This is a genomic window from Streptomyces spinoverrucosus, from assembly GCF_015712165.1.
Taxonomy (GTDB): Bacteria; Actinomycetota; Actinomycetes; order Streptomycetales; family Streptomycetaceae; genus Streptomyces; species Streptomyces spinoverrucosus_A.
Window position 1 is genome coordinate 6,162,577 of record NZ_JADPZX010000001.1, and the last position, 21,048, is coordinate 6,183,624.

The window sequence follows — 21,048 nt, forward strand, 5'->3', positions numbered from 1 at the left end:
CCGCATCGTAAGGAACGCCCAAGGGCGGCGAGGCCCGGGCCCCACCGCCCTTGAAACCGGCCGAAGCAACCGAAACGGGTCGAATCAACCGGCGTACGCCTGCCCTTACGCGTCGCCGCCCGCGACCCCGGGATCCGCCGCCGCGACATCGAGGAGCTGGTACCGGTCGATCGCCTGCTTCAGCACCGACCGATCCACCTTCCCCTCCTTCGCCAACTCGGCCAGCACCGCCAACACGATCGACTCGGCGTCGATGTGGAAGAAGCGACGAGCCGCCCCACGGGTGTCCGCGAAGCCGAACCCGTCCGCCCCCAGCGACTGGTACGTCCCCGGCACCCACCGAGCGATCTGGTCCGGAACCGACCGCATCCAGTCGGAAACGGCCACGAACGGCCCCTCCGCGCCGCTCAGCTTCCGCGTGACGTACGGCACCCGCTGCTCCTCCTCCGGATGCAGCAGGTTGTGCTCCTCGCAGGCCACGGCATCCCGCCGCAGCTCGTTCCAGGAGGTCGCCGACCACACGTCGGCCCGTACGTTCCACTCCTCGGCGAGGATCCGCTGCGCCTCCACCGCCCACGGCACCGCCACACCCGACGCCATGATCTGCGCCGGAATCGACCCCGACGTGCCCTCGCTGAGCCGGTAGACGCCCTTGAGGATGCCCTCGACGTCCACGTTCTCCGGCTCGGCCGGGTGCCGGATCGGCTCGTTGTAGACGGTGAGGTAGTAGAAGACGTCCTCGCCGTGCGGGTGCTCCTCGCTGCCGCCGTACATCCGCCGCAGCCCGTCCTGCACGATGTGCGCGATCTCGTACGCGTACGCCGGGTCGTACGCCACACAGCCCGGGTTCGTCGAGGCGAGCAACTGCGAGTGCCCGTCCGCGTGCTGCAGGCCCTCGCCGGTCAGGGTCGTACGCCCCGCCGTCGCACCCAGCACGAATCCACGCGCCAACTGATCGGACATCTGCCAGAACTGGTCGCCGGTGCGCTGGAAACCGAACATCGAGTAGAAGACGTACACCGGGATCAGCGGCTCGCCGTGCGTGGCGTAGGCCGAGCCCGCCGCGATCAGCGAGGCCGTGCAGCCGGCCTCGGAGATGCCGTCGTGCAGCATCTGCCCGGTCGGCGACTCCTTGTACGCGAGCAGCAGGTCCCGGTCGACAGCCTCGTACTGCTGCCCCAGCGGGTTGTAGATCTTCGCGCTCGGGAAGAACGAGTCCATGCCGAACGTGCGGTACTCGTCCGGCGCGATCAGCACGAACCGCTTGCCGATCTCCTTGTCCCGCATGAGGTCCTTGAGCAGCCGGACAAAGGCCATGGTCGTTGCGATGGACTGCTGGCCCGTGCCCTTCTTCACGGTCGCGTACGCCTTGTCGTCCGGCAGCGCGAGCGGCTGGGAGCGGACGACGCGGGTGGGGACGTAACCGCCGAGTCCCTTGCGGCGGTCGTGCATGTACTGGAGCTCCTCCGAGTCCCGGCCCGGGTGGTAGTACGGCGGCGGGCCGGACTCCAGGTCCCGGTCGGAGATCGGCAGGTGCAGCCGGTCCCGGAAGCGCTTGAGGTCGTCGACCGTCAGCTTCTTCATCTGGTGCGTGGCGTTGCGGCCCTCGAAGTTCGGGCCGAGCGTCCAGCCCTTGATCGTCTTGGCCAGGATCACCGTCGGCTGGCCCTTGTGCTCGACGGCCGCCTGGTACGCCGCGAAGATCTTCCGGTGGTCGTGACCGCCGCGGCCCAGCATCAGGATCTGGTGGTCGGTCATGTGCTCGACCATCGCGCGCAGCCGGTGGTCGTCGCCGAAGAAGTGGTCGCGGATGTAGGCGCCGGTCTCGGTCGCGTACGTCTGGAACTGGCCGTCCGGCGTGGTGTTCATCTTGTTGACCAGCACACCGTCCCGGTCCTGCGCGAGCAGCGGGTCCCAGGTGCGGTCCCAGATCAGCTTGATCACGTTCCAGCCGGCGCCCCGGAAGACCGACTCCAGCTCCTGGATCACCTTGCCGTTGCCGCGCACCGGGCCGTCCAGGCGCTGGAGGTTGCAGTTGACCACGAAGGTGAGGTTGTCCAGGCCCTCACGGGCGGCGATGGTCAGCTGGCCGAGCGACTCCGGCTCGTCCATCTCGCCGTCGCCGAGGAACGCCCACACGTGTGACTTCGAGGTGTCCGCGATCCCGCGCGCGTGCATGTAGCGGTTCATCCGCGCCTGGTAGATCGCGCCGATCGGGCCGAGGCCCATCGACACGGTCGGGAACTCCCAGAACTGCGGCATCAGCCGCGGGTGCGGGTAGCTGGACAGGCCGTACGGCGCCTTGGACTTCTCCTGGCGGAAGCCGTCCAGGTGCTGCTCGGAGAGGCGGTCGAGCAGGTACGCGCGCGCGTAGATGCCCGGCGAGGCGTGCCCCTGGAAGAAGACCTGGTCGCCGCCGTCGCCCTCGTCCTTGCCGCGGAAGAAGTGGTTGAAGCCGACGTCGTAGAGGGAGGCCGAGGAGGCGAACGTGGCGATGTGGCCGCCGACGCCGATGCCGGGGCGCTGGGCCCGGGAGACCATCACGGCCGCGTTCCAGCGGGTGGCGTTGAGGATCTTGCGCTCGATCTCCTCGTTGCCCGGGAAGAACGGCTCGTTCTTGGTGGGGATGGTGTTGACGTAGTCCGTGCTGCGCATCTCGGGCACGGCCACGCGCTTCTCGCGGGCCCGCTCGATCAGGCGCAGCATCAGATAGCGGGCCCGCTCACGGCCACGCGCGTCGATGGCGGCGTCCAGGGAGTCGAGCCACTCCTGGGTCTCCTCGGGATCGAAGTCAGGAACCTGACTCGGAAGGCCGCCAATGATGATCGGATTGCGATCGGATCCGGAAGCCACGCTGTTCCTTACCTGTCAGAGGGCCGATTATCGAGGGTTTTCGGTATGCCTGCACCGTCTGCCTGCACCGTTCCCCATCGTGTACCTCGGGGCCCCAAACGTCACCTCTACCGAGAGGTAACGAAGGCGCTTCGTGGGCGCTTGGCGCAGAGGCATTCGATACTCGTACCCACGGATGATTCCCAAACGTACATACGGGGCAGATAGGTGTGGTGTACGTCACCATCGGTCTCGACGGCATGCCTGGAGTTGCGGCGACACGGCCGGGATCGTCACCGTTTCGGCGGTCTGAATCGCCGGGTACTTGCGCGATCCGCCCCGCCCGTGTGGACTACGGCCAATGCTTCGCGCACGCGCGTGGCTGAGACATACCCAAAGACATGATCAGGAGGCAACCCGTGAGCGCGACCGCGGACCACGCGGAGGAGCGGACGAACCCTGCCGCCAGGCTGGGGTTCCAGCCCGGGCAGGTGGTCCAGGAGATCGGCTACGACGACGACGTCGACCAGGAGCTCCGCGAGGCCATTGAGGAAGCCATCGAGGGCGACCTCATGGACGAGGACTACGACGACGTGGCCGACGCCGTTGTGCTGTGGTTCCGTGATGACGACGGCGACCTGACGGATGCGCTGGTGGATGCCACCACGTACATCGAGGAAGGCGGCGCGATCCTGCTCCTCACGCCGAAGACGGGCCGGTCGGGATACGTGGAACCGAGCGACATCTCGGAAGCCGCGACGACGGCCGGGCTGACCGCGTCCAAGAGCGTCAGCGTCGGCAAGGACTGGAGCGGCAGCCGTCTGGCGACGCCGAAGGCCGCCAAGTCCAAGCGGTAACCGATCGTTGAATGTGGGACGGGCCGACCACCGAGGTCGGCCCGTCCGCCGGTCGTCGGTGCCCGCTGCGTAGGGTGGTGTCCACCCGAACAGCCCCACCGAAGGGACGACGATGGCGATCCAGGTCGGCGACAAGGCACCCGACTTCGAGCTGAAGGACAACCACGGCCGGGCCGTGAAGCTCTCGGACTTCCGCGGCGAGAAGAACGTCGTGCTGCTCTTCTACCCCTTCGCCTTCACCGGCGTGTGCACCGGCGAGCTGTGCGAGGTCCGGGACAACCTGCCGAAGTTCGAGGGCCGCGACACCCAGGTGCTCGCCGTCTCCAACGACTCCATCCACACCCTGCGCGTCTTCGCCGAGCAGGAGGGCCTGGAGTACCCGCTGCTCAGCGACTTCTGGCCGCACGGCGAGGTCAGCCGCGCGTACGGCGTCTTCGACGAGGACAAGGGCTGCGCGGTGCGTGGCACCTTCGTCATCGACAAGGAGGGCGTGGTCCGCTGGACCGTCGTCAACGGCCTGCCGGACGCCCGTGATCTGAACGAGTACGTCGAGGCACTCGACACCCTGTGATTGTTCGGTCCCAAGGCCTGCAACAGCCGGGAACCCGTCACTAGGATCGACTCGTTTGATCCGATACCAACGCACGACGGGGCACCCGCCCCTGGACACCAATGGAGGACTCGTGGGAGTCAGCCTCAGCAAGGGCGGCAACGTATCGCTGACCAAGGAGGCCCCGGGCCTGACCGCGGTCATCGTCGGTCTGGGGTGGGACGTGCGCACCACGACCGGCACGGACTTCGACCTCGACGCGAGCGCACTGCTGCTGAACAACACCGGCAAGGTCTCCAACGACCAGCACTTCATCTTCTTCAACAACCTCAAGAGCCCGGACGGCTCGGTGGAGCACACCGGCGACAACCTCACCGGTGAGGGCGAGGGCGACGACGAGCAGATCAAGGTCAACCTCGCCGCCGTCCCGGCCGAGATCGAGAAGATCACCTTCCCGGTCTCGATCTACGACGCCGAGAACCGCCAGCAGTCCTTCGGCCAGGTCCGCAACGCCTTCATCCGCGTCGTCAACCAGGCCGGCGGTGCCGAGATCGCCCGGTACGACCTCTCCGAGGACGCCTCGACCGAGACCGCGATGGTCTTCGGCGAGCTGTACCGGCACGGCGCGGAGTGGAAGTTCCGCGCCATCGGTCAGGGGTACGCCTCGGGCCTGCGCGGCATCGCGCAGGACTTCGGCGTCAACGTCTGAGCCGTCCTTTTCGCTCCGCCCGTCCGGCGCCGCACGTTTGCGTGCGGCGCCGGACGCGCAGGACAACCACATCAGGCAGCACCCAGGGGAGGATCAGCATCATGGGCGTCACGCTCGCCAAGGGGGGCAACGTCTCCCTGTCCAAGGCCGCGCCGAACCTCACGCAGGTGATGATCGGGCTCGGCTGGGACGCGCGCTCCACCACCGGAGCCCCGTTCGACCTCGACGCCAGCGCCCTGGTGTGCAGCAGCGGACGGGTGCTCGGCGACGAGTGGTTCATCTTCTACAACCAGCTCAAGAGCCCGGACGGCTCGGTGGAGCACACCGGCGACAACCTCACCGGTGAGGGCGACGGCGACGACGAGTCGGTCCTGATCGACCTCTCCAAGGTGCCCGCCCAGTGCGACAAGATCGTCTTCCCGGTCTCGATCCACATGGCCGACGAGCGCGGCCAGACCTTCGGCCAGGTCAGCAACGCCTTCATCCGCGTGGTGAACCAGGCCGACGGCCAGGAACTCGCCCGATACGACCTCAGCGAGGACGCCTCCACGGAGACCGCCATGATCTTCGGCGAGGTTTACCGCTACCAGGGAGAATGGAAGTTCCGGGCGGTGGGACAGGGGTATGCGTCGGGTCTGCGGGGCATCGCCCTGGACTTCGGCGTCAACGTCTCATAGCGCGATGGCGCCAACGTCCGGTGGCGCGATATGAGCAAAAGCCGGGGCCGCGTGGGGCGCCGGGGGCGGCCGACTAGACTTCGGCTTCAAAAGTTTCGTAAAGCCGAGCGTGTCGCGGGGGAGCCCCGTACACAGAGGATTGGGTAGCCAGTGGTTCTGAAAACCTTCGGCTGGTCGTTCGCGGTCACCGCGCTCGGCCTAGTCGCGGCGGTCTTCTACGGGGGGTGGACCGCCTTCGGCATCGTGGCGATCCTCTCCATCCTCGAGATCTCGCTGTCCTTCGACAACGCAGTGGTCAATGCCGGAATCCTGAAGAAGATGAACGCCTTCTGGCAGCGCATCTTCCTCACCATCGGCATTCTGATCGCCGTCTTCGGTATGCGGTTGATCTTCCCCGTCGTCATCGTTGCCGTCAGTGCGCAGCTCGGTCCGATCGAGGCCGTCGACCTCGCCCTGACCGACAAGGAGCGTTATCAGGAACTCGTCACCGACGCCCACCCGGCGATCGCGGCCTTCGGCGGCATGTTCCTGCTGATGATCTTCCTGGACTTCATTTTCGAGGACCGGGAGATCAAGTGGCTGGGGTGGCTGGAGCGCCCGCTGGCCAAGCTCGGCAAGATCGACATGCTGTCGGTCTGCATCGCCCTGATCGTCCTGCTGATCACGGCGATGACCTTCGCGACCCACGCGCACCTGCACGCCGGGCCCGCCAACAAGGCAGAGACGGTTCTGCTCTCCGGTGTCGCCGGCCTCATCACATACATGATCGTCGGTGGTCTCTCCGGCTTCTTCGAGGACAAGCTGGAAGAAGAGGAGGAGCGCGAGCACGAGCAGGAGGAAGAGGCCAAGCGCACCGGCAAGCCGGTCATGCTGCTGGCCGGCAAGGCCGCGTTCTTCATGTTCCTCTACCTCGAGGTCCTGGACGCCTCCTTCTCCTTCGACGGTGTGATCGGTGCGTTCGCCATCACCAACGACATCGTGATGATGGCCCTCGGTCTCGGTATCGGCGCCATGTACGTCCGGTCGCTCACCGTCTACCTCGTCCGCCAGGGCACCCTCGACGAGTACGTCTACCTGGAGCACGGCGCGCACTACGCCATCGGTGCGCTCGCGGTGATCCTGCTGATCACCATCCAGTACGAGATCTCCGAGATCATCACGGGTCTGATCGGCGTCGTCCTGATTGCCGCGTCCTTCTGGTCCTCCATCCGCCGCAACCGCGCGCTGGCGGCCGCCGAGGGAAAAGCGGGCTCGGACGACAAGACTGAGGTCTCGTCCGGGGTGTGACACCCGTCCGGGTGAGGAACGCTCTGTGCGGGGCGGCCGTCGAGGACGACGTGATGTCCTCGGGGCCGCCCCGTCGGTCTTGGTCGGTCTTGGTCGGTCTCGTCGGGCCGCACGGCACGGTGAGTGGGGAGTCTGGGGGGCGGGAATGGGCTTGTTTGACGGGCTCTGGCGTGGGCGCGCGGCCGAGTTCGACTCGGGCAGCGCGGCCAGCAACGCGATCGAGCTGACCAAGCGGCACAGCCAGGTGTCGCTCACCAAGCAGGGGGCGGCGACCGGGCATCTGCGCATCAACCTGACCTGGCGGATGCGCAGCTCCGACATCGGCGGGCCGCAGCGGGAGAGTCTGCTGCGGCACCCCTTCAAGGCCCTCAAACCGCCGGAGGTCATGGGCCACAGCCAGAGCATGGTCAACGTCGACCTCGACCTCGGCTGCCTGTACGAGCTCCAGGACGGCACCAAGGGCGTCGTACAGCCGCTCGGCGGCTACTTCGGTGACGTCAACGCACCGCCGTACGTCAAGCTCAGCGGCGACGACCGGTTCGGCTCGGCGTCCGGTGAGACGGTCTACGTCAACCTCGACCATCGTGAGGCGATAAAGCGTCTACTGGTCTTCGTCTACATCTACGACCAGACCCCCGCCTTCGACCGTACCCACGCGATCGTCACGCTCTACCCCAGCAACGGCCCCCGCATCGAGATCGGTCTCGACGAACGCCACCCCCAGGCCCGCTCCTGCGCGGTCGTGATGATCGAGAACGTCAAGAACGAGGTGTGGGTGCGACGCGAGGTGAAGTTCGTCTACGGCTTCCAGGCGGAGCTGGACCGGTTGTACGGGTGGGGGTTGCAGTGGGGGAGAGGGCACAAGATCAAGTCGCAGCGGTGAGGCGGAAGACGCGGTGCGGCAGCGCCGCAAAGGGGCGCGGCAGTTGCAGCTGACCGGGGGCCGAGCACGCTGCGGTGCAACGCCCAAGAGGGGCGCGGGGCTGTATCGATGTGTGGCTCCGCCGGGCGGGCGCGACCAGCCACGACGGCGCCGCGGACGGCAGACGGCACGACGCGGCAGTTGCAGCTGACGGGGGCCGAGCACGCTGCGGTGCGGCAACGCCCAAGAGGGGCGCGGGGCTGTATCGATGTGCGGCTCCGCCGGGCGGGCGCGACCAGCCACGACGGCGCCGCGGACGGCAGACGGCACGTCGCGGCAGTTGCAGCTGACGGGGGCCGAGCACGCTGCGGTGCGGCAACGCCCAAAAGGGGCGCGGGGCTATATCGATGTGCGGCTCCGCCGCGTGGGCGCGACCAGTCACGACGGCGCCGCAGTCGACGGACGACCCAGCGCGGCACCCCCAGCGGAGCGTTCAGCGGCCGATGAACTGCGGCCCCTGCGGCGGTAGCCGGAAGTCGGGATCCGGGGCCGTGGGCACCGGGACCGGCGGCGGGTAGCCGTACCCGGACTGGGCGGCGGTCGCCGGAGCCGGCTGCGGGTAGCCGTAGGCGGGCTGGCTGGTCGGATGCGGGTAGCCGTACGCCGGTTGCGTCGCCGCCGGCTGTTGCTGCTGCGGGGGATAGCCGTACGCCGGCTGCGCGGTCTGCTGCGGCACCACCGCCGTCGGCTGCTCGGGCGGCAGTGGCCGCGACACCTCGGGCCCCGTCTGAACAGCGGCGGACGTACCGTCGGCGCCGGTCGCCGACTCCTCCAGTGCGGCCTCCGACTCGTCCACGGAGATCCCGAAGTCGGTCGCCAGCCCCTTCAGCCCGTTCGAATACCCCTCTCCGAGCGCCCGGAACTTCCAGCCCTCCCCACGCCGGTACAGCTCCCCGCAGATCAGCGCCGTCTCCTGCCCGGTCTCCGGCCTGACGTCGAAGTAGGCCAGCGGCTCCCCCTCGGGCGCCGCCGCGTCGTACAGCAGAATGCGCAGTGACCGTACGCGATCGAACGCCACCCCATCCGCCGAAGCGACCAGAAGAATCTGGCTGACGTCGGACTCGACACCGGACAGATCTGTCTGGATCGTGTCGGTCAGGCCCTCGGCAACCCGTTTCTTGCCGAGCCGCCACACCTTCCCGGAGGGGTGCCGGGGCTGGTTGTAGAAGACGAAGTCCTCGTCGGAGCGCACACGACCGTCGGGGCCGAGGAGCAGCGCAGAGGCGTCGACATCCGGGACCCCCTGCCCGGACGTCCAGCGCAGCACGGCGCGCACCGTCGTGGCTTCGAGCGGGACGTTCGACCCCTTCAACATCGCGTGCGTCATGCGGTCATCCTGCCCTCTCGGTCCTGCTCACGACAACGCGGGGGTCGGCAGGTCCCGGGCCGCCCCCGCAGCGCCGCCGAGAGAGCGCTGCCCGTCCCTGCGTTACTTGAAATTCATGCCCGGCGGGAACCCATGACATGGACTTCTACGTACTATTACCGGCCACCTTCAGCCGGTATTCAGGCCGCTCAAGCACCACGGGGAAGCCATATGCGTCATTTCGGGCACATCGGCCCTGAGGTGCGGCAGCGCCTCTTCCATCGGGAGCCGTGCGAGTTCACCGCCGACTCCCCGGCCCGGCTGCTCTCCGCGGCCCTGGGCGCCACCCTGTACAGCCCGGCCATCAGGCCGCAGCTCGCCGACGACATCGTCAAGCAGACCGGCCGCGGTGTGGTCTCGATGGTGCTGTGCCTGGAGGACTCGATCGACGACGGGGACGTCCCGGCAGGCGAGGAGAACCTCGTACGCCAGTTCGCCGACCTCGCCGAGCGCGCCTCCGGTGCCGACCTCCCCCTGCTGTTCATCCGCGTCCGCACGCCCGAGCAGATCCCCGACCTGGTCCGCCGCCTCGGCCCCGCCGTCCGGCTGCTGTCCGGTTTCGTACTGCCGAAGTTCACCGAGGAGCGGGGCATCCCCTTCCTGGAGGCCCTCACCGTCGCCGAGGCGGCCGGCGGACGGCGACTGTTCGCCATGCCGGTCCTGGAGTCCCCCGAGCTGCTGTACCGGGAGTCCAGGGTCGAGACCCTGGAGGGCATCTTCCGGGCCGTCGACAAGTACCGCGACCGTGTCCTCGCGCTCCGCCTCGGCGTGACCGACTTCTGCTCCTCGTACGGCCTGCGGAGAGCCCCCGACATGACCGCGTACGACGTGCAGATCGTCGCCTCCGTGATCGCCGACGTGGTGAACATGCTGGGGCGGGCCGACGGCACCGGGTTCACGGTGACCGGGCCGGTGTGGGAGTACTTCCGGGTGCAGGAACGTATGTTCAAGCCCCAGCTGCGGCGCAGCCCCTTCCTGGAGGGTCAGGCCGAGGAGCTCCGTGAGGCCCTGATCGAGCACGCCATGGACGGGCTGCTGCGGGAGATTACGCTGGATCAGGCCAACGGTCTGCTCGGCAAGACCTGCATCCATCCCTCGCACGTCCTGCCGGTGCACGCGCTGTCGGTCGTCAGTCACGAGGAGTTCAGCGACGCCCAGGACATCCTGCGGCCGGAACGGCTGGGCGGCGGAGTACTGAGGTCGGCCTACACGAACAAGATGAACGAGGTGAAGCCACACCGCGCCTGGGCCGAGCGGACCCTGCTGCGCGCCGAGGTCTTCGGCGTCGCCAACGAGGACATCGGGTTCGTGGAGCTGCTCGCCGCGGGGATTCCCGGCTGAGGGCCGGGGCCGAGGACCCTTTTGTAGACCGCTGAGCACGGCTGAACACCGCGGCTGAACACCACGGCTGAACACAAGGAACGCATGGACAAGGCAGTGAACGACGGAGCCAACCGGGTCGACGGGTCGCATCGGGGCGATGGGTCGCATCGGGCCGACGGGTCGCATCGGGGCGACGGGTTGCATCGGGGCGACGGGATCTGGTCCGGGAGCTGGGTCGCCGACCGGCTCGGGGTCGAACTCGTGGGCGACGACACCCTCACCGACCTGCTCGGACTCGCCCTGCGGCGCAACCCCAAGCGGGCCCACCTCCTCGTGTCGAACGTGCTCGGCAAGCACGTCCCGCAGTCCCCGTCCGTCGTGTACGGCTCCGGCTTCGCCCTCGGGCGCAGGGTGCGGGAGCTGCTGGGCACCGCCGGGGCGCGTTCCGCCGTCGTCGTCGGCTACGCCGAGACGGCCACCGGCCTCGGCCACGCCGTCGCCGACGGCCTCGGCCACGCCCCCTACCTCCACTCCACCCGCCGCCCCGTACCCGGCGTCGCCAGGGCCGGCGGCTTCGAGGAGTCCCACTCCCACGCCACGTCCCACCTCCTCCTCCCCGAGGACCCGAACCTCCTCTCCGGGGAGGGCCCGCTCGTACTGGTCGATGACGAGTTCTCCACCGGCAACACGATCCTCAACACCATCCGCGCCCTCCACGAGCGCTACCCCCGCGACCGGTACGTCGTGGTCGCCCTGGTCGACATGCGCTCCACCGCCGACCAGAACCGCCTGACCGACTTCGCCACCGAGATCGGCACCCACATCGACCTGGTCACGGCGGCGCGAGGGACCGTACGGCTGCCGGACGGAGTCCTGGAGAAGGGGCAGGCCCTGGTCGCCGAGCATGAACGGAGTGCGGCTGCGGCCCGTCGCGGGTGTTGTGCTCCAGGTCGTGTGGGTGTGGCCGGGGCTGAGCGCGAGATCGGACAGCTCCATCAGGTTGGGCCGGTCGTGGCCGGGCGCGAGGCCGATCAGGTTGGGCTGGTCGTGGCCGGGCGTGACGTCCATCAGGTTGGTCCGGTCGTGGCCGGGCGCGAGGCCGATCAGGTTGGGCTGGTCGTGGCCGGGCGTGACGTCCATCAGGTTGGTCCGGTCGTGGCCGGGCGCGAGGCCGATCAGGTTGGGCTGGTCGTGGCCGGGCGTGACGTCCATCAGGTTGGTCCGGTCGTGGCCGGGCGCGAGGCCGATCAGGTTGGGCTGGTCGTGGCCGGGCGTGACGTCCATCAGGGCGGGCCGGTCGTGGCCGGGCGCGGGAGTGTCACGCGGGTCGATCTGCGCTGGCCGGTCGGTGTTCCCGACGGCGGTCGGCATGGCTTCACCCCCGCTCATCGCCGACGCCTGGAGACCGCCCTGCCCGCCATGGGCGCCCGTCTCGCCGAATCCCTGCCGGCCGGGGCCCGGCGCGTGCTGGTCCTCGGCTTCGAGGAGCTGATGTACGCCCCACTGCGCCTCGCCCGCGAACTGGAGCAGCTCGTCGCTCCCGCTGACATCCGCTTCTCCACAACCACCCGTTCTCCCGTCCTCGCCGTCGACGACCCCGGCTACGCCATCCGCACCCGCCTCGTCTTCCCGGCCCACGACAACCCCGCCGACGGCCCCGGCGAGCGCTACGCCTACAACGTCGCCGGCGGCGCCTTCGACGCCGTGGTCGCCGTCGTCGACTCCACCGCCGACACCCGCGCCCTGCACGCTCCCGACGGCCTCCTCGCCCAGCTCGCGCAGCACACCCCGCACGTCCTGCTCGTGGTCGTCCCGTCATACGTCCCCGCGGCCTCGCCCGCCCCCGAAAGGCCCGCCATGCTGCCCGAGCCCCTTCGCGGCCCCGCCTTTTCCAGCTACGCGCCCGAAGAGGTCGGCTGGCTGCTCCAGGACCTGTCGGACGTGACCCTGGAGGCGCCCACCGAGGAGCGCGAGGAGGCGATCCAGAGCGGCGGCGCGCACTACGCCGAGTCGCTGCCCGTCGAGTACCAGCCCAGCGAGCAGTACCAGGCGCTCTTCCACGCCGCCCTGGAGACCTCGGCGGCCCGCATCGCCCACGCCGTCGGCGTCGTGACCGAAACCGTCCTGGCCGAGCGATCGCCCCGCCCCGTCCTCGTCTCCCTCGCCCGCGCCGGCACCCCCGTCGGTGTCCTGATGCGCCGCTGGGCCCAGCACCGGCACGGCGCCGACCTGCCGCACTACGCCGTGTCCATCGTCCGCGGCCGTGGCATCGACGCCAACGCGCTGCGCTGGCTGGCCGACCGGCACGACCCGCGCGACGTCGTCTTCGTCGACGGCTGGACCGGCAAGGGCGCCATCACCCGCGAACTGGCCGCCGCTCTGCGCGAGTTCGAGGACGCCGAAGGCGTCACCGGCTTCGACCCCGAGATCGCCGTACTCGCCGACCCCGGCTCATGCGTCCGCACCTACGGCACCCGCGAAGACTTCCTCATCCCCTCCGCCTGCCTCAACTCCACGGTGTCCGGCCTCATATCCCGCACCGTGCTGCGCGCCGACCTGGTCGGCCCGCACGACTACCACGGCGCGAAGTTCTACCGCGAACTCGCCGGCGCCGACGTCTCCACCGCCTTCCTCGACGCCATCTCCGCCCGCTTCGACGAGGTCACCGACGCGGTGGACGCCACCACCAAGGAACTGCTGTCCGCCGACCGCAGCCCCACTTGGGAGGGCTGGGCCGCCGTCGAGCGCATCAGCGAGGAGTACGGCATCCACGACGTGAACCTCGTCAAGCCCGGCGTCGGTGAGACCACCCGCGTGCTACTGCGCCGCGTGCCCTGGAAGATCCTCGCCAGGGCCGGGGCGGGCCCCGACCTCGACCACGTCCGGCTGCTTGCCGAGCAGCGCGGCGTCCCGGTCGAGGAGATCGCCGAACTCCCCTACACCTGCGTGGGGTTGATCCATCCGAAGTACACACGCGGCGCGACGGGCGCCGACGGAAAGGCGGTGGCCGTCTGATGCCGGTGCTGGTGGCGAGTGACCTGGACCGTACGCTCATCTACTCCTCCGCCGCGTTGTCGCTGACCATGCCGGACGCGCGAGCGCCCCGGCTGCTGTGTGTCGAGGTGCACGAGAGCAAGCCGCTGTCGTACATGACCGAGACGGCGGCGGGGCTGCTCACCGACCTCGCCGACGCCGCGGTCTTCGTGCCGACCACGACCCGCACCCGCAAGCAGTACCTCCGCATCAATCTCCCTGGCCCCATGCCGAAGTACGCGATCTGCGCCAACGGCGGGCACCTGCTGGTGGACGGGGTCTCCGACCCCGACTGGCACGCGAGCGTCACGGCACGGCTGGCCGACGAGTGCGCGTCGCTGGCCGAGGTGCAGGAGCACCTGCTGAGAGCCGCTGACCCGGTCTGGGTGCGCAAGCACCGGATCGCCGACGACCTCTTCGCCTACCTTGTCGTCGAGCGCGAACTGCTGCCCGAGGAGTGGGTGAAGGAGCTGGGGGTGTGGGCGGAGAACCGCGGCTGGACGGTCTCCCTCCAGGGCCGCAAGATCTACGCCGTGCCGAAGCCGCTCACCAAGAGCGCCGCCGTGCACGAGGTCGCCCGCCGTACCGGAGCCGACCTCACCCTCGCCGCGGGCGACTCCCTCCTCGACGCCGACCTCTTGCTCGCCGCGGACAGGGGCTGGCGCCCGAGCCACGGCGAACTGGCCGACAGCGACTGGACCGCCCCCGACATCACCTCCCTCCCCGAACGCGGCGTACTGGCGGGCGAACGCATCCTCCGCGAGTTCCTGCGAGCGTCGGGGGATCGCCCGTAGGGATACGGCGCACCCGGCGCCGGGCGACGCCAGGGACGGGCGCCGCCGCCGACGGAGCCGACCGCTAGCACGGGGCGCCGCCGGCGAGGAGCTGGCGGCTAGGCACAGGGCGCCGCTGGTGTCACGGCGCTGCCGGGAACGGGGCCGCCGGCCACGCGGTGCCGTTACGGATGTGGCGCCGCCAGGGGCGGGGCGGTGTCGGCCGCGCTGGCGCTCGCACTCCCCGGGCGGCCGCTATGGATGGTGGGCCGCCGGTGTCAGGGCGCCGCTGGGACCGGGCCGCCGGCCACGCGGTCCCGTTACGGATGTGGCGCCGCCAGGGGCGGGGCGGGGTCGGCCGCGCTGGCGCTCGCACTCCCCGGGCGCCCGCTATGGATGGTGGGCCGCCGGTGTCAGGGCGCCGCTGGGACCGGGCCGTCGGCCACGCGGTGCCGTTACGGATGTGGCGCCGCCAGGGGCGGGGCGGGGTCGGCCGTGTCGGTGCCTGCGCTCGTATCTCCGCCTGCGCTTCTCTCCGTCCCTGTTATCCCGCCAGTTCCTCTGTCCACGTCCGCATCCCTCGCCGAAGCCGCCCCCGGCGCACCGCCGCGTCGACCTCGCCGCCTCGCGCCGCCGCCCGGGCGCAGTAGGCGTATGCCGATGAAGGCCACGACCGCCACCGCGGACGCGGCGAGGACGACCTTCGAGTACGTGGAGACCAGGTCCGTCACCTCGGTCCACTTCTCGCCCAGGGCGTAGCCGGCGAGGACGAACGCGGTGTTCCAGATCGCGCTGCCCAGTGCCGTCAGGCCGAGGAACACCGGCAGGCGCATGCGCTCGACCCCGGCCGGGACCGAGATCAGGCTGCGGAAGATGGGGATCATCCGTCCGAAGAACACGGCCTTCGTCCCGTGCCGGGCGAACCAGGCCTCTGTCCTCTCTATATCCGCGACCTTCACCAGCGGCAGCCGCGCCGCTATCGCCAGCGTGCGGTCACGGCCGAGCATCGCCCCCGCGCCGTACAGCGCGAGCGCGCCGACCACCGAGCCGGCCGTCGTCCAGATCAGCGCGGCGTACAGATTCATACGTCCCGTGCTGGAGGCGAACCCGGCCAGCGGCAGGATCACCTCGCTGGGCAGCGGCGGGAACAGGTTCTCCAGTGCTACCGCGAGCCCGGCGCCCGGTGCGCCCAGGGTGTCCATGAGTTCGTTGATCCACTGTGGTGCCGTCTGCGCTGCGATGGATGTCATGACGATCACGCTAGAAAACCGAAGCTGAAGAAACCCTGAGGAAGACCACACGATCCCGCGCGGTCAACCGCAGCCCGGAATTGCGGTTTTCCGCAGTGTGCGCCGCCTCGCCGCCGGGCTAGCGTGGCGATCATGCGAAATGTGGCACGACGTGGAACGCGGTGCGGGGTCGGACTCATGACGGGAGCCGCCACGGCCGCCGTCGAGCTGCCCTTCGCCGCGGTGTCCGGACTGGCCCTGCTGCCCGTCCTGGCCTGGCCGCGCGGCCGACGTGCCGTGCTCAGGCCGGTGTTCGCAGGCGCGCGAAGACTTGCGGAGCTGGAGCGGGCCAGGATCAGAATCTGGCTCGGCCATCCCGTCGCAACCGCCTACGAGGACGCCCGCGCTCTCAGATACGTCTCGGTGCGCTGGGCCCTCGGCGCCCTGGGCGCGATCGTGATGCTGTCGGTCGTGCTCGGCGTCGCCTACGGCACCTTCTGGGCGTACGGCTGGCTGCTGGTCGACGTCACCCATCCAGGGTCGGTGGCCCTCGGCACGCTCGGCGGGCTCTTCCTGCTCTTTCTGGCGGTGCAGGGGATATTCGGAGTCGCCGAGCTGGAGCGGCAGTTGGCGCAGCGCATCCTCGGGCCGCGCCATCAGGACGAGCTGGAGCGGCGCATCGTCGAGCTGGCCGAGAGCCGCGCGGCGGTGCTCGACGCCGTGCACGACGAACGGCGCCGCATCGAGCGCGACCTGCACGACGGCGTCCAACAGCGCCTGGTCGCCCTCGGCATGCTGCTCGGCCGGGCCCTGCGCAGCACAGACGCCGAGCACATGGACCGGTTGCTGCGCCAGGCCCACGACGAGAGCCGGCAGGCGCTCGGCGAGCTACGGGACGTCGCCTGGCGTATCTATCCGACCGCGCTGGACGAGGCGGGGCTGCGCGCGGCGCTGGAGACGGTCGCCGAGCGGTCGTCCGTGCCGGTGCGAGTGGAGTGCGATCTGGACGAGGAGCCGGACACGGCGGCCGCGACCGTGGCCTACTTCGTCGTCTGCGAGGCCGTCACCAACGCGGTCAAGCACGCGGCGCCGAGCCGGATAACCGTGAGAGTGGGAACGGAGGACGGTTTCTTGTACGTGTGTGTCGAGGACGACGGCTGCGGCGGGGCGGACCCGAAGGGCAGCGGCTTGTTCGGGCTGGCGCGGCGCGTCGCCGCCCTCGACGGCCTGCTGAATGTGATCAGCCCGCCGGGCGGCCCGACGTACGTCACCGCGGAGCTGCCATGCGGGTGATCCTGGCGGAGGACTCGACCCTGCTGAGAGAAGGCCTGGTACGGCTGCTCACCGAGGAGGGGCACGAGGTGCCGGCCGCGGTCGGCAACGCCGAGCTGCTGCTCAGGGCCGTGGAGGAGGAGCAGCCCGACGTGGTCGTGGCCGATGTCCGGATGCCGCCCACGCACAGTGACGAGGGGCTGCGCGCGGCGCTGGAGATCCGGGAGCGCTGGCCGGGGGTCGGGGTGCTGGTGCTGTCGCAGTACGTGGAGAAGCGGTACGCGACCGAGTTGCTGACGGGCGCGTCGGAAGGGGTGGGGTATCTGCTGAAGGACCGCGTGGTCCAAGTCGACGAGTTCCTCGACGCCTTGGAGCGGGTGGCGCAGGGGCGCGCGGCGTTCGACCCCGAGGTCGTGCGGCAGTTGCTGGGCCGCAGCAAGCACACCGACCTCCTGGGCCGGCTCACCGCCCGGGAGCGGGACGTGCTGGCCGAGATGGCGCAGGGGCACACCAACGCGGCGATCGCCGAGCGCCTGCACATCTCCCGCAGCGGCGTCGAGAAACACATCAACTCGATCTTCGACAAGCTGGAGCTGACGGGAGGGGAGGGATACTCGCGCAGAGTGCTGGCGGTGCTGCGCTACCTGGGGACGTGAGGCAGGCGGTCATCCGCAGCGCCCCTGGCGGGTGCAGCCAGCCGCGGCAACTCGGCCGTCGGGCGTCAGCCGCAGCAACCCCCGCCACAGCACCCACCGCCACCGCCCGCGCTCGGTGTCGGGGCCGTGGCCGAGCCGCCCACCGCGACGGTCGACAGGAGCTTCACCGTGTCGTCGTGGCCCGTGGGGCAGGTGGCCGGGGCGGAGGACTCGGCCATGGGGCGGCTCAGTTCGAAGGTGTCGCCGCAGGTCCGGCAGCGGTACTCGTAGCGAGGCATGCCCACAGGTTAACGGGCGTCCCCCGGCGGCGGCAGGGAACGGTCGCGCGCCACGGCGGGCCCACGGCCCTGCTCCCGAGACTCCGGTTCGACCAGGTCGGGGTGGCGGGCCCGCCAGTAGGGGTTGTCGTGGGGCAGGGCCGAGCCGACCCTCCCGTACATCCCGAAGAACATCAGGACCACACCGAAAACGAAGCTGAACAGCACGTTCTGGATGCGGAAGGCCAGGAAGTTGTAGTCCGTCTCCAAGAGCCCCAGGTTCACGAAACCACTGAGGATGAAGGCGATGCCGACCACCATGTTGAGCGTCGAGGCGAAGTTGCCGCCGATCACCATGCCCACGAAGAGCAACAGTCCCATGCAGATCGACAGGATGCTCAGGGCACCGTTGGTGTTCAGGCCCATGACCTGGTCACCGCGGGTGTCGAAGAAGCCGACCTCGCCGATCAGACCGAGGATGCCGAAGGCGATCAGCACCAGACCCATCAGTCCGGCGCCGAAGCGGTAGACCTGGTTCAGGCGGTGGTCGACAGGCAGGTGCTTGTCGAACTGGATCCGCCGCCGTTCTTCCCCGTGCGCTGCGTGTGTGGCCATGTCGCCTCCCTCAGGGCGATAGCGGAGGCCGTGCGTCCCTTTCCCTTCAATATCTGCCCGCCCAGCCCGGGTGGGCAACACAAGGAGGTGACATCCAGGCTTCGGCCCAGCTCAGGGGCGGCAAGCCGGGCGGGTCAGTGGGCCGTGGCGCCGCGCTCTTCCCGGATCTGCGTGACGACTCGGGCCACCGTCTGCCGGACCGCTTCCGTCTCGGTCAGGAAGTGCCAGTAGTCCGGGTGACGGCCGTCCAGGGTGGCGATCGCACGCTCCAGCCGGGCGACGGAGTCGTCCAAGGGGCGGGCGTGACGAGGATCGGGGGTGTTGCGGCCGGTCATGGCGAGCCGCTGGGCGTCCCGGATGGCGAACCGGGTCCGTTCGATTTCCTGCTGGGGGTCCTTCTGGACGGCATTCAGCCGCGTGAGGCGGTCGCCGGCGGCCGAGACGGCCTCGTCGGTGGAGTTCAGCAGGGCCCGGGCCGTGGACAGCAGGGAGGTCGCGTCGGGCCAGCGCTGGGCCTGGCGGGCCGTCTGCGCCTCGGTGAGCTTCAGCTCGGCCTGGCGGACGCTCTCAGCGGCCTGCTGGGGGACGCGTTGGAGGTCCTGCCAGCAGGCCACGGTGAACCGTCGGCGCAGCTCGCTGAGGACCGGTTCAACCTGGCCGGCGCGAGTGGTCAGGGCCTGGGCGCGGGTACGCAGGGAGACCAGGCGGCGGTCGATCTCGGCGGCCCGCTCGGGAAGCCGTTCGGCCTCCGCGCGGATGGCCTCGGCCTCCCGGGCGACGCGCTCGGCCCGTTCCAGGGTCTGGGGGACGCCGTGCTGGCCGGCGCCCTGGTTCAGCCTGGTGAGCTCGGGGGCGAGGGCGGCGAGACGGGCGGCGAGATCGTCCGCCTTCAGCCCTGACCCTCGTACGGTGTCCAGGGCGTTCGAGGCGGCGAGCAGGGACTGGCGGGCGCGTTCGACGGCCGGGGCCAGGCGGGCGAGCTGGGTCTCGGCCTTGCCGAGCAGGGGGCCGAGACCGTCGGCGAATCGGTCCAGGTCCTGCTTGACCCGGCCGAGCTCGTCCTTGGCCTGGGTGAGCTCGGTGCGGGCGCGGGCGGCGGCCGAGGCCTCCAGGTCGTCGCGGTCGAGGTCATGGGCGTCGACGGCGTTGATGTACCGGTGGCTGGCCTCGTCGATGCGGCGGCCGAGCGCCTCGAAGTCGGCGGCGGCGCGGCGGGCGGCGGGGGAGTCGTCGACGGCCGCGATTGTCTCGATGGAGATGCGCAGATCGCGCTGGGCGGTGTCGAGTTCGTAGAACGCGGCCGCGGCGGCGTCCTTCGCGGCCTGCGCCTCGGCACGCTGGCTCTCGGCGCGCCCGCCGAACCAGCGCCGGGTGCCGCCGCCGGTGAACGCGGCGGGCAGCACGAGAGCGGCGACGAGGGGCAGAGAGAGGAGGGTGAGGGTGTCACGTATGGCGGTGGACACCCGGGGCGAGCGGGCAGGCTGCATCGACGGCGAGTCCGGCTGAGGTGGTGTCGCCGTCACATCCCTCTCCCGTGCTGTCATCCGCCCTGCCCGGTGTCATTCTCCCACCGGTTAAGGACGAACACACGGGGCGGTTAGTTCGCCATTTGGACCGTGACTTTGCCGTCGCCGGTGCGGGCGGAGACGACGTGCCGGCTGGAATCGTCGCGGGGCACGGCCACTTCGACCGCGCCGTCGCCGGTTTCGGCGGACACGCGGTAGGTGGCCCGGGGCACCGAGACGGTGACGGAGCCGTCGCCACTGCGGGAGTCCACCAGGTCGGGTACGGCGCCGAGTTCGAGGTGGGTGGAGCCGTCGGAGGTGTGGGTGCGGACCTGACGAGAGGTGACGTCGGCGCGGATGGAACCGTCCTGGGTGCGCAGGTCCAGCGGGCCGGTCGCGTCGTCGACGCGCACGGAGCCGTCGCCGGTGTGGACCTTCACGGCGCCGGTGGTGTTGTCGACACGGACGGAGCCGTCGCCGGTGTGGACCTTCACGGCGCCGGTGGTGTCGTCGACGCGGACGGAGCCGTCGCCGGTTCGGATGTTCAGCGCCTCCTCGAAGCCGCCGGCGCGCACGCTGCCGTCGCCGTCCTCGACCTCGACGGCGACGCCGCGCGGTACCTCGATGCGGTGCCTGGCCGAGCAGTCGGCGACGAAGCCGGAGCACCTCAGCCGCAGCACCAGTCGGTCGCCGTCCATGGTCCAGGTCACCTTCGGGTCCTCGCCCATGACGACCGAGCCCTCGAACCAGCGGGTGACCTGGATACGGCCCTCGGGGGCGGTGTCCGTCGCGACGAGTTCCAGGGCGGAGTCGTCGGAGTCGACGGTGAGGGTGGAGCCCTGCAACGGGAAGGACCGCCGCTCGGGTTCCCGGTCGTCCCCGGCGGCCGCACCGCAGCCGGTGACGCCCGCGACGACGACCACGACGGCACCGGCGACGGCGGCGGCGCGGGCGGACACGGAAGCGGACGCGGACGCGGACGCGGTACGGGCCATGACGGATCTCCCTGAGGCAGGCTGCGGAACGCCTCCCGTACGGTCGGAGCAGCGGGATGGCGACTCCTCGACGGTACGGACCCGACCTCCACCAGGGGATCCGGGCCACGCCCGGATTCGGGGTGGGGTTAACCCCCGGCCCAACCGACCCCTCCCCACATCACCCCGCCGATACGGGTTTGCAGGGCAG

Annotated in this window: 18 protein-coding genes; 11 read left to right on the forward strand and 7 right to left on the reverse strand. The window is 70.0% G+C overall.

The features are described from left to right. Window positions 1-105: 105 nt before the first annotated feature. The gene (gene aceE, locus I2W78_RS28000) at window positions 106-2,853 is read right to left on the reverse strand and encodes a pyruvate dehydrogenase (acetyl-transferring), homodimeric type (RefSeq protein WP_196463019.1); all 2,748 of its coding nucleotides are present in this window, start codon (window positions 2,851-2,853) and stop codon (window positions 106-108) included. Window positions 2,854-3,251: 398 nt separating this feature from the next. On the opposite strand from aceE, the gene I2W78_RS28005 reads away from it, so the two are divergent. From I2W78_RS28005 to I2W78_RS28030, 6 genes are all read left to right on the forward strand, one after another. Next, a complete protein-coding gene (locus I2W78_RS28005) occupies window positions 3,252-3,689 on the forward strand; it encodes a DUF3052 domain-containing protein (RefSeq protein ID WP_167529716.1) in 438 nt (145 codons plus the stop codon). A gap of 112 nt (window positions 3,690-3,801) precedes the next feature. Then, the gene (locus tag I2W78_RS28010) at window positions 3,802-4,260 is read left to right on the forward strand and encodes a peroxiredoxin (protein ID WP_196463020.1); all 459 of its coding nucleotides are present in this window, start codon (window positions 3,802-3,804) and stop codon (window positions 4,258-4,260) included. Between the two features lie 112 nt (window positions 4,261-4,372). Further along, window positions 4,373-4,948: a TerD family protein gene (locus I2W78_RS28015; protein ID WP_196463021.1), complete on the forward strand. Its 576-nt coding sequence runs from the start codon at window positions 4,373-4,375 to the stop codon at window positions 4,946-4,948. Between the two features lie 101 nt (window positions 4,949-5,049). Continuing rightward, complete coding sequence (locus tag I2W78_RS28020) at window positions 5,050-5,625, forward strand: TerD family protein (protein ID WP_196463022.1); 576 nt, start codon at window positions 5,050-5,052, stop codon at window positions 5,623-5,625. A gap of 150 nt (window positions 5,626-5,775) precedes the next feature. Next, window positions 5,776-6,912 carry a DUF475 domain-containing protein gene (locus tag I2W78_RS28025; protein WP_196463023.1) on the forward strand — a complete coding sequence of 379 codons (1,137 nt, stop codon included), beginning with the start codon at window positions 5,776-5,778 and terminating at the stop codon, window positions 6,910-6,912. Between the two features lie 145 nt (window positions 6,913-7,057). Next, the gene (locus I2W78_RS28030; RefSeq protein ID WP_196463024.1) at window positions 7,058-7,795 is read left to right on the forward strand and encodes a TerD family protein; all 738 of its coding nucleotides are present in this window, start codon (window positions 7,058-7,060) and stop codon (window positions 7,793-7,795) included. 472 nt (window positions 7,796-8,267) lie between these two features. Here I2W78_RS28030 and I2W78_RS28035 read toward each other — a convergent pair whose 3' ends face one another. After that, window positions 8,268-9,161, reverse strand: coding sequence for a TerD family protein (locus I2W78_RS28035; RefSeq protein WP_196463025.1), 894 nt, complete (start codon window positions 9,159-9,161; stop codon window positions 8,268-8,270). Between the two features lie 210 nt (window positions 9,162-9,371). On the opposite strand from I2W78_RS28035, the gene I2W78_RS28040 reads away from it, so the two are divergent. The 3 genes from I2W78_RS28040 (at window position 9,372) to I2W78_RS28050 (ending at window position 14,350) form a co-directional block, all read left to right on the forward strand. Beyond that, a complete protein-coding gene (locus tag I2W78_RS28040) occupies window positions 9,372-10,541 on the forward strand; it encodes an HpcH/HpaI aldolase/citrate lyase family protein (protein WP_196463026.1) in 1,170 nt (389 codons plus the stop codon). 84 nt (window positions 10,542-10,625) lie between these two features. Further along, entirely contained in the window at window positions 10,626-13,538 is a 2,913-nt protein-coding gene (locus I2W78_RS28045) for a phosphoribosyltransferase (RefSeq protein ID WP_196463027.1), read from the forward strand. Then, entirely contained in the window at window positions 13,538-14,350 is an 813-nt protein-coding gene (locus tag I2W78_RS28050; protein ID WP_196463028.1) for an HAD family hydrolase, read from the forward strand. The genes I2W78_RS28045 and I2W78_RS28050 overlap by 1 nt, the downstream gene beginning before the upstream one ends. A gap of 434 nt (window positions 14,351-14,784) precedes the next feature. On the opposite strand, the gene I2W78_RS28055 is transcribed toward I2W78_RS28050, so the two are convergent. Beyond that, window positions 14,785-15,579, reverse strand: a complete 795-nt coding sequence (locus I2W78_RS28055) for a DedA family protein (protein ID WP_196463029.1) — start codon at window positions 15,577-15,579, stop codon at window positions 14,785-14,787. A gap of 177 nt (window positions 15,580-15,756) precedes the next feature. Here I2W78_RS28055 and I2W78_RS28060 point away from each other — a divergent pair, with 177 nt between their 5' ends. Together I2W78_RS28060 and I2W78_RS28065 are read left to right on the forward strand one after the other, a co-directional pair. Further along, window positions 15,757-16,851, forward strand: a complete 1,095-nt coding sequence (locus tag I2W78_RS28060) for a sensor histidine kinase (RefSeq protein WP_230885611.1) — start codon at window positions 15,757-15,759, stop codon at window positions 16,849-16,851. Next, entirely contained in the window at window positions 16,842-17,486 is a 645-nt protein-coding gene (locus I2W78_RS28065) for a response regulator transcription factor (protein ID WP_196463031.1), read from the forward strand. Before I2W78_RS28060 ends, I2W78_RS28065 begins: the two co-directional genes overlap by 10 nt. 65 nt (window positions 17,487-17,551) lie before the next feature. On the opposite strand, the gene I2W78_RS28070 is transcribed toward I2W78_RS28065, so the two are convergent. The 4 genes from I2W78_RS28070 to I2W78_RS28085 all read right to left on the reverse strand — a co-directional run bounded on the left by I2W78_RS28070 (window position 17,552) and on the right by I2W78_RS28085 (window position 20,858). Next, window positions 17,552-17,764 (reverse strand): FmdB family zinc ribbon protein, encoded by a 213-nt coding sequence (locus tag I2W78_RS28070; protein WP_196463032.1) that lies wholly within the window; start codon window positions 17,762-17,764, stop codon window positions 17,552-17,554. A gap of 9 nt (window positions 17,765-17,773) precedes the next feature. Beyond that, window positions 17,774-18,358, reverse strand: a complete 585-nt coding sequence (locus tag I2W78_RS28075; protein WP_196463033.1) for a DUF4383 domain-containing protein — start codon at window positions 18,356-18,358, stop codon at window positions 17,774-17,776. A gap of 134 nt (window positions 18,359-18,492) precedes the next feature. Further along, entirely contained in the window at window positions 18,493-19,881 is a 1,389-nt protein-coding gene (locus tag I2W78_RS28080) for a hypothetical protein (RefSeq protein WP_196463034.1), read from the reverse strand. A gap of 74 nt (window positions 19,882-19,955) precedes the next feature. Further along, entirely contained in the window at window positions 19,956-20,858 is a 903-nt protein-coding gene (locus I2W78_RS28085) for a DUF4097 family beta strand repeat-containing protein (protein WP_196463035.1), read from the reverse strand. Between the last annotated feature and the right edge of the window lie 190 nt (window positions 20,859-21,048).

Excerpts from the sequence above, each read along its gene's own strand:
- I2W78_RS28010 (WP_196463020.1), top strand. The coding sequence starts at position 3,802 with ATGGCGATCCAGGTCGGCGACAAGGCACCCGACTTCGAGCTGAAGGAC.
- I2W78_RS28020 (WP_196463022.1), top strand. The coding sequence starts at position 5,050 with ATGGGCGTCACGCTCGCCAAGGGGGGCAACGTCTCCCTGTCCAAGGCC.
- I2W78_RS28030 (WP_196463024.1), top strand. The coding sequence starts at position 7,058 with ATGGGCTTGTTTGACGGGCTCTGGCGTGGGCGCGCGGCCGAGTTCGAC.
- I2W78_RS28035 (WP_196463025.1), bottom strand. The coding sequence starts at position 9,161 with ATGACGCACGCGATGTTGAAGGGGTCGAACGTCCCGCTCGAAGCCACG.
- I2W78_RS28040 (WP_196463026.1), top strand. The coding sequence starts at position 9,372 with ATGCGTCATTTCGGGCACATCGGCCCTGAGGTGCGGCAGCGCCTCTTC.
- I2W78_RS28045 (WP_196463027.1), top strand. The coding sequence starts at position 10,626 with ATGGACAAGGCAGTGAACGACGGAGCCAACCGGGTCGACGGGTCGCAT.
- I2W78_RS28050 (WP_196463028.1), top strand. The coding sequence starts at position 13,538 with ATGCCGGTGCTGGTGGCGAGTGACCTGGACCGTACGCTCATCTACTCC.
- I2W78_RS28055 (WP_196463029.1), bottom strand. The coding sequence starts at position 15,579 with ATGACATCCATCGCAGCGCAGACGGCACCACAGTGGATCAACGAACTC.
- I2W78_RS28060 (WP_230885611.1), top strand. The coding sequence starts at position 15,757 with ATGACGGGAGCCGCCACGGCCGCCGTCGAGCTGCCCTTCGCCGCGGTG.
- I2W78_RS28065 (WP_196463031.1), top strand. The coding sequence starts at position 16,842 with ATGCGGGTGATCCTGGCGGAGGACTCGACCCTGCTGAGAGAAGGCCTG.
- I2W78_RS28070 (WP_196463032.1), bottom strand. The coding sequence starts at position 17,764 with ATGCCTCGCTACGAGTACCGCTGCCGGACCTGCGGCGACACCTTCGAA.
- I2W78_RS28075 (WP_196463033.1), bottom strand. The coding sequence starts at position 18,358 with ATGGCCACACACGCAGCGCACGGGGAAGAACGGCGGCGGATCCAGTTC.
- I2W78_RS28085 (WP_196463035.1), bottom strand. The coding sequence starts at position 20,858 with ATGGCCCGTACCGCGTCCGCGTCCGCGTCCGCTTCCGTGTCCGCCCGC.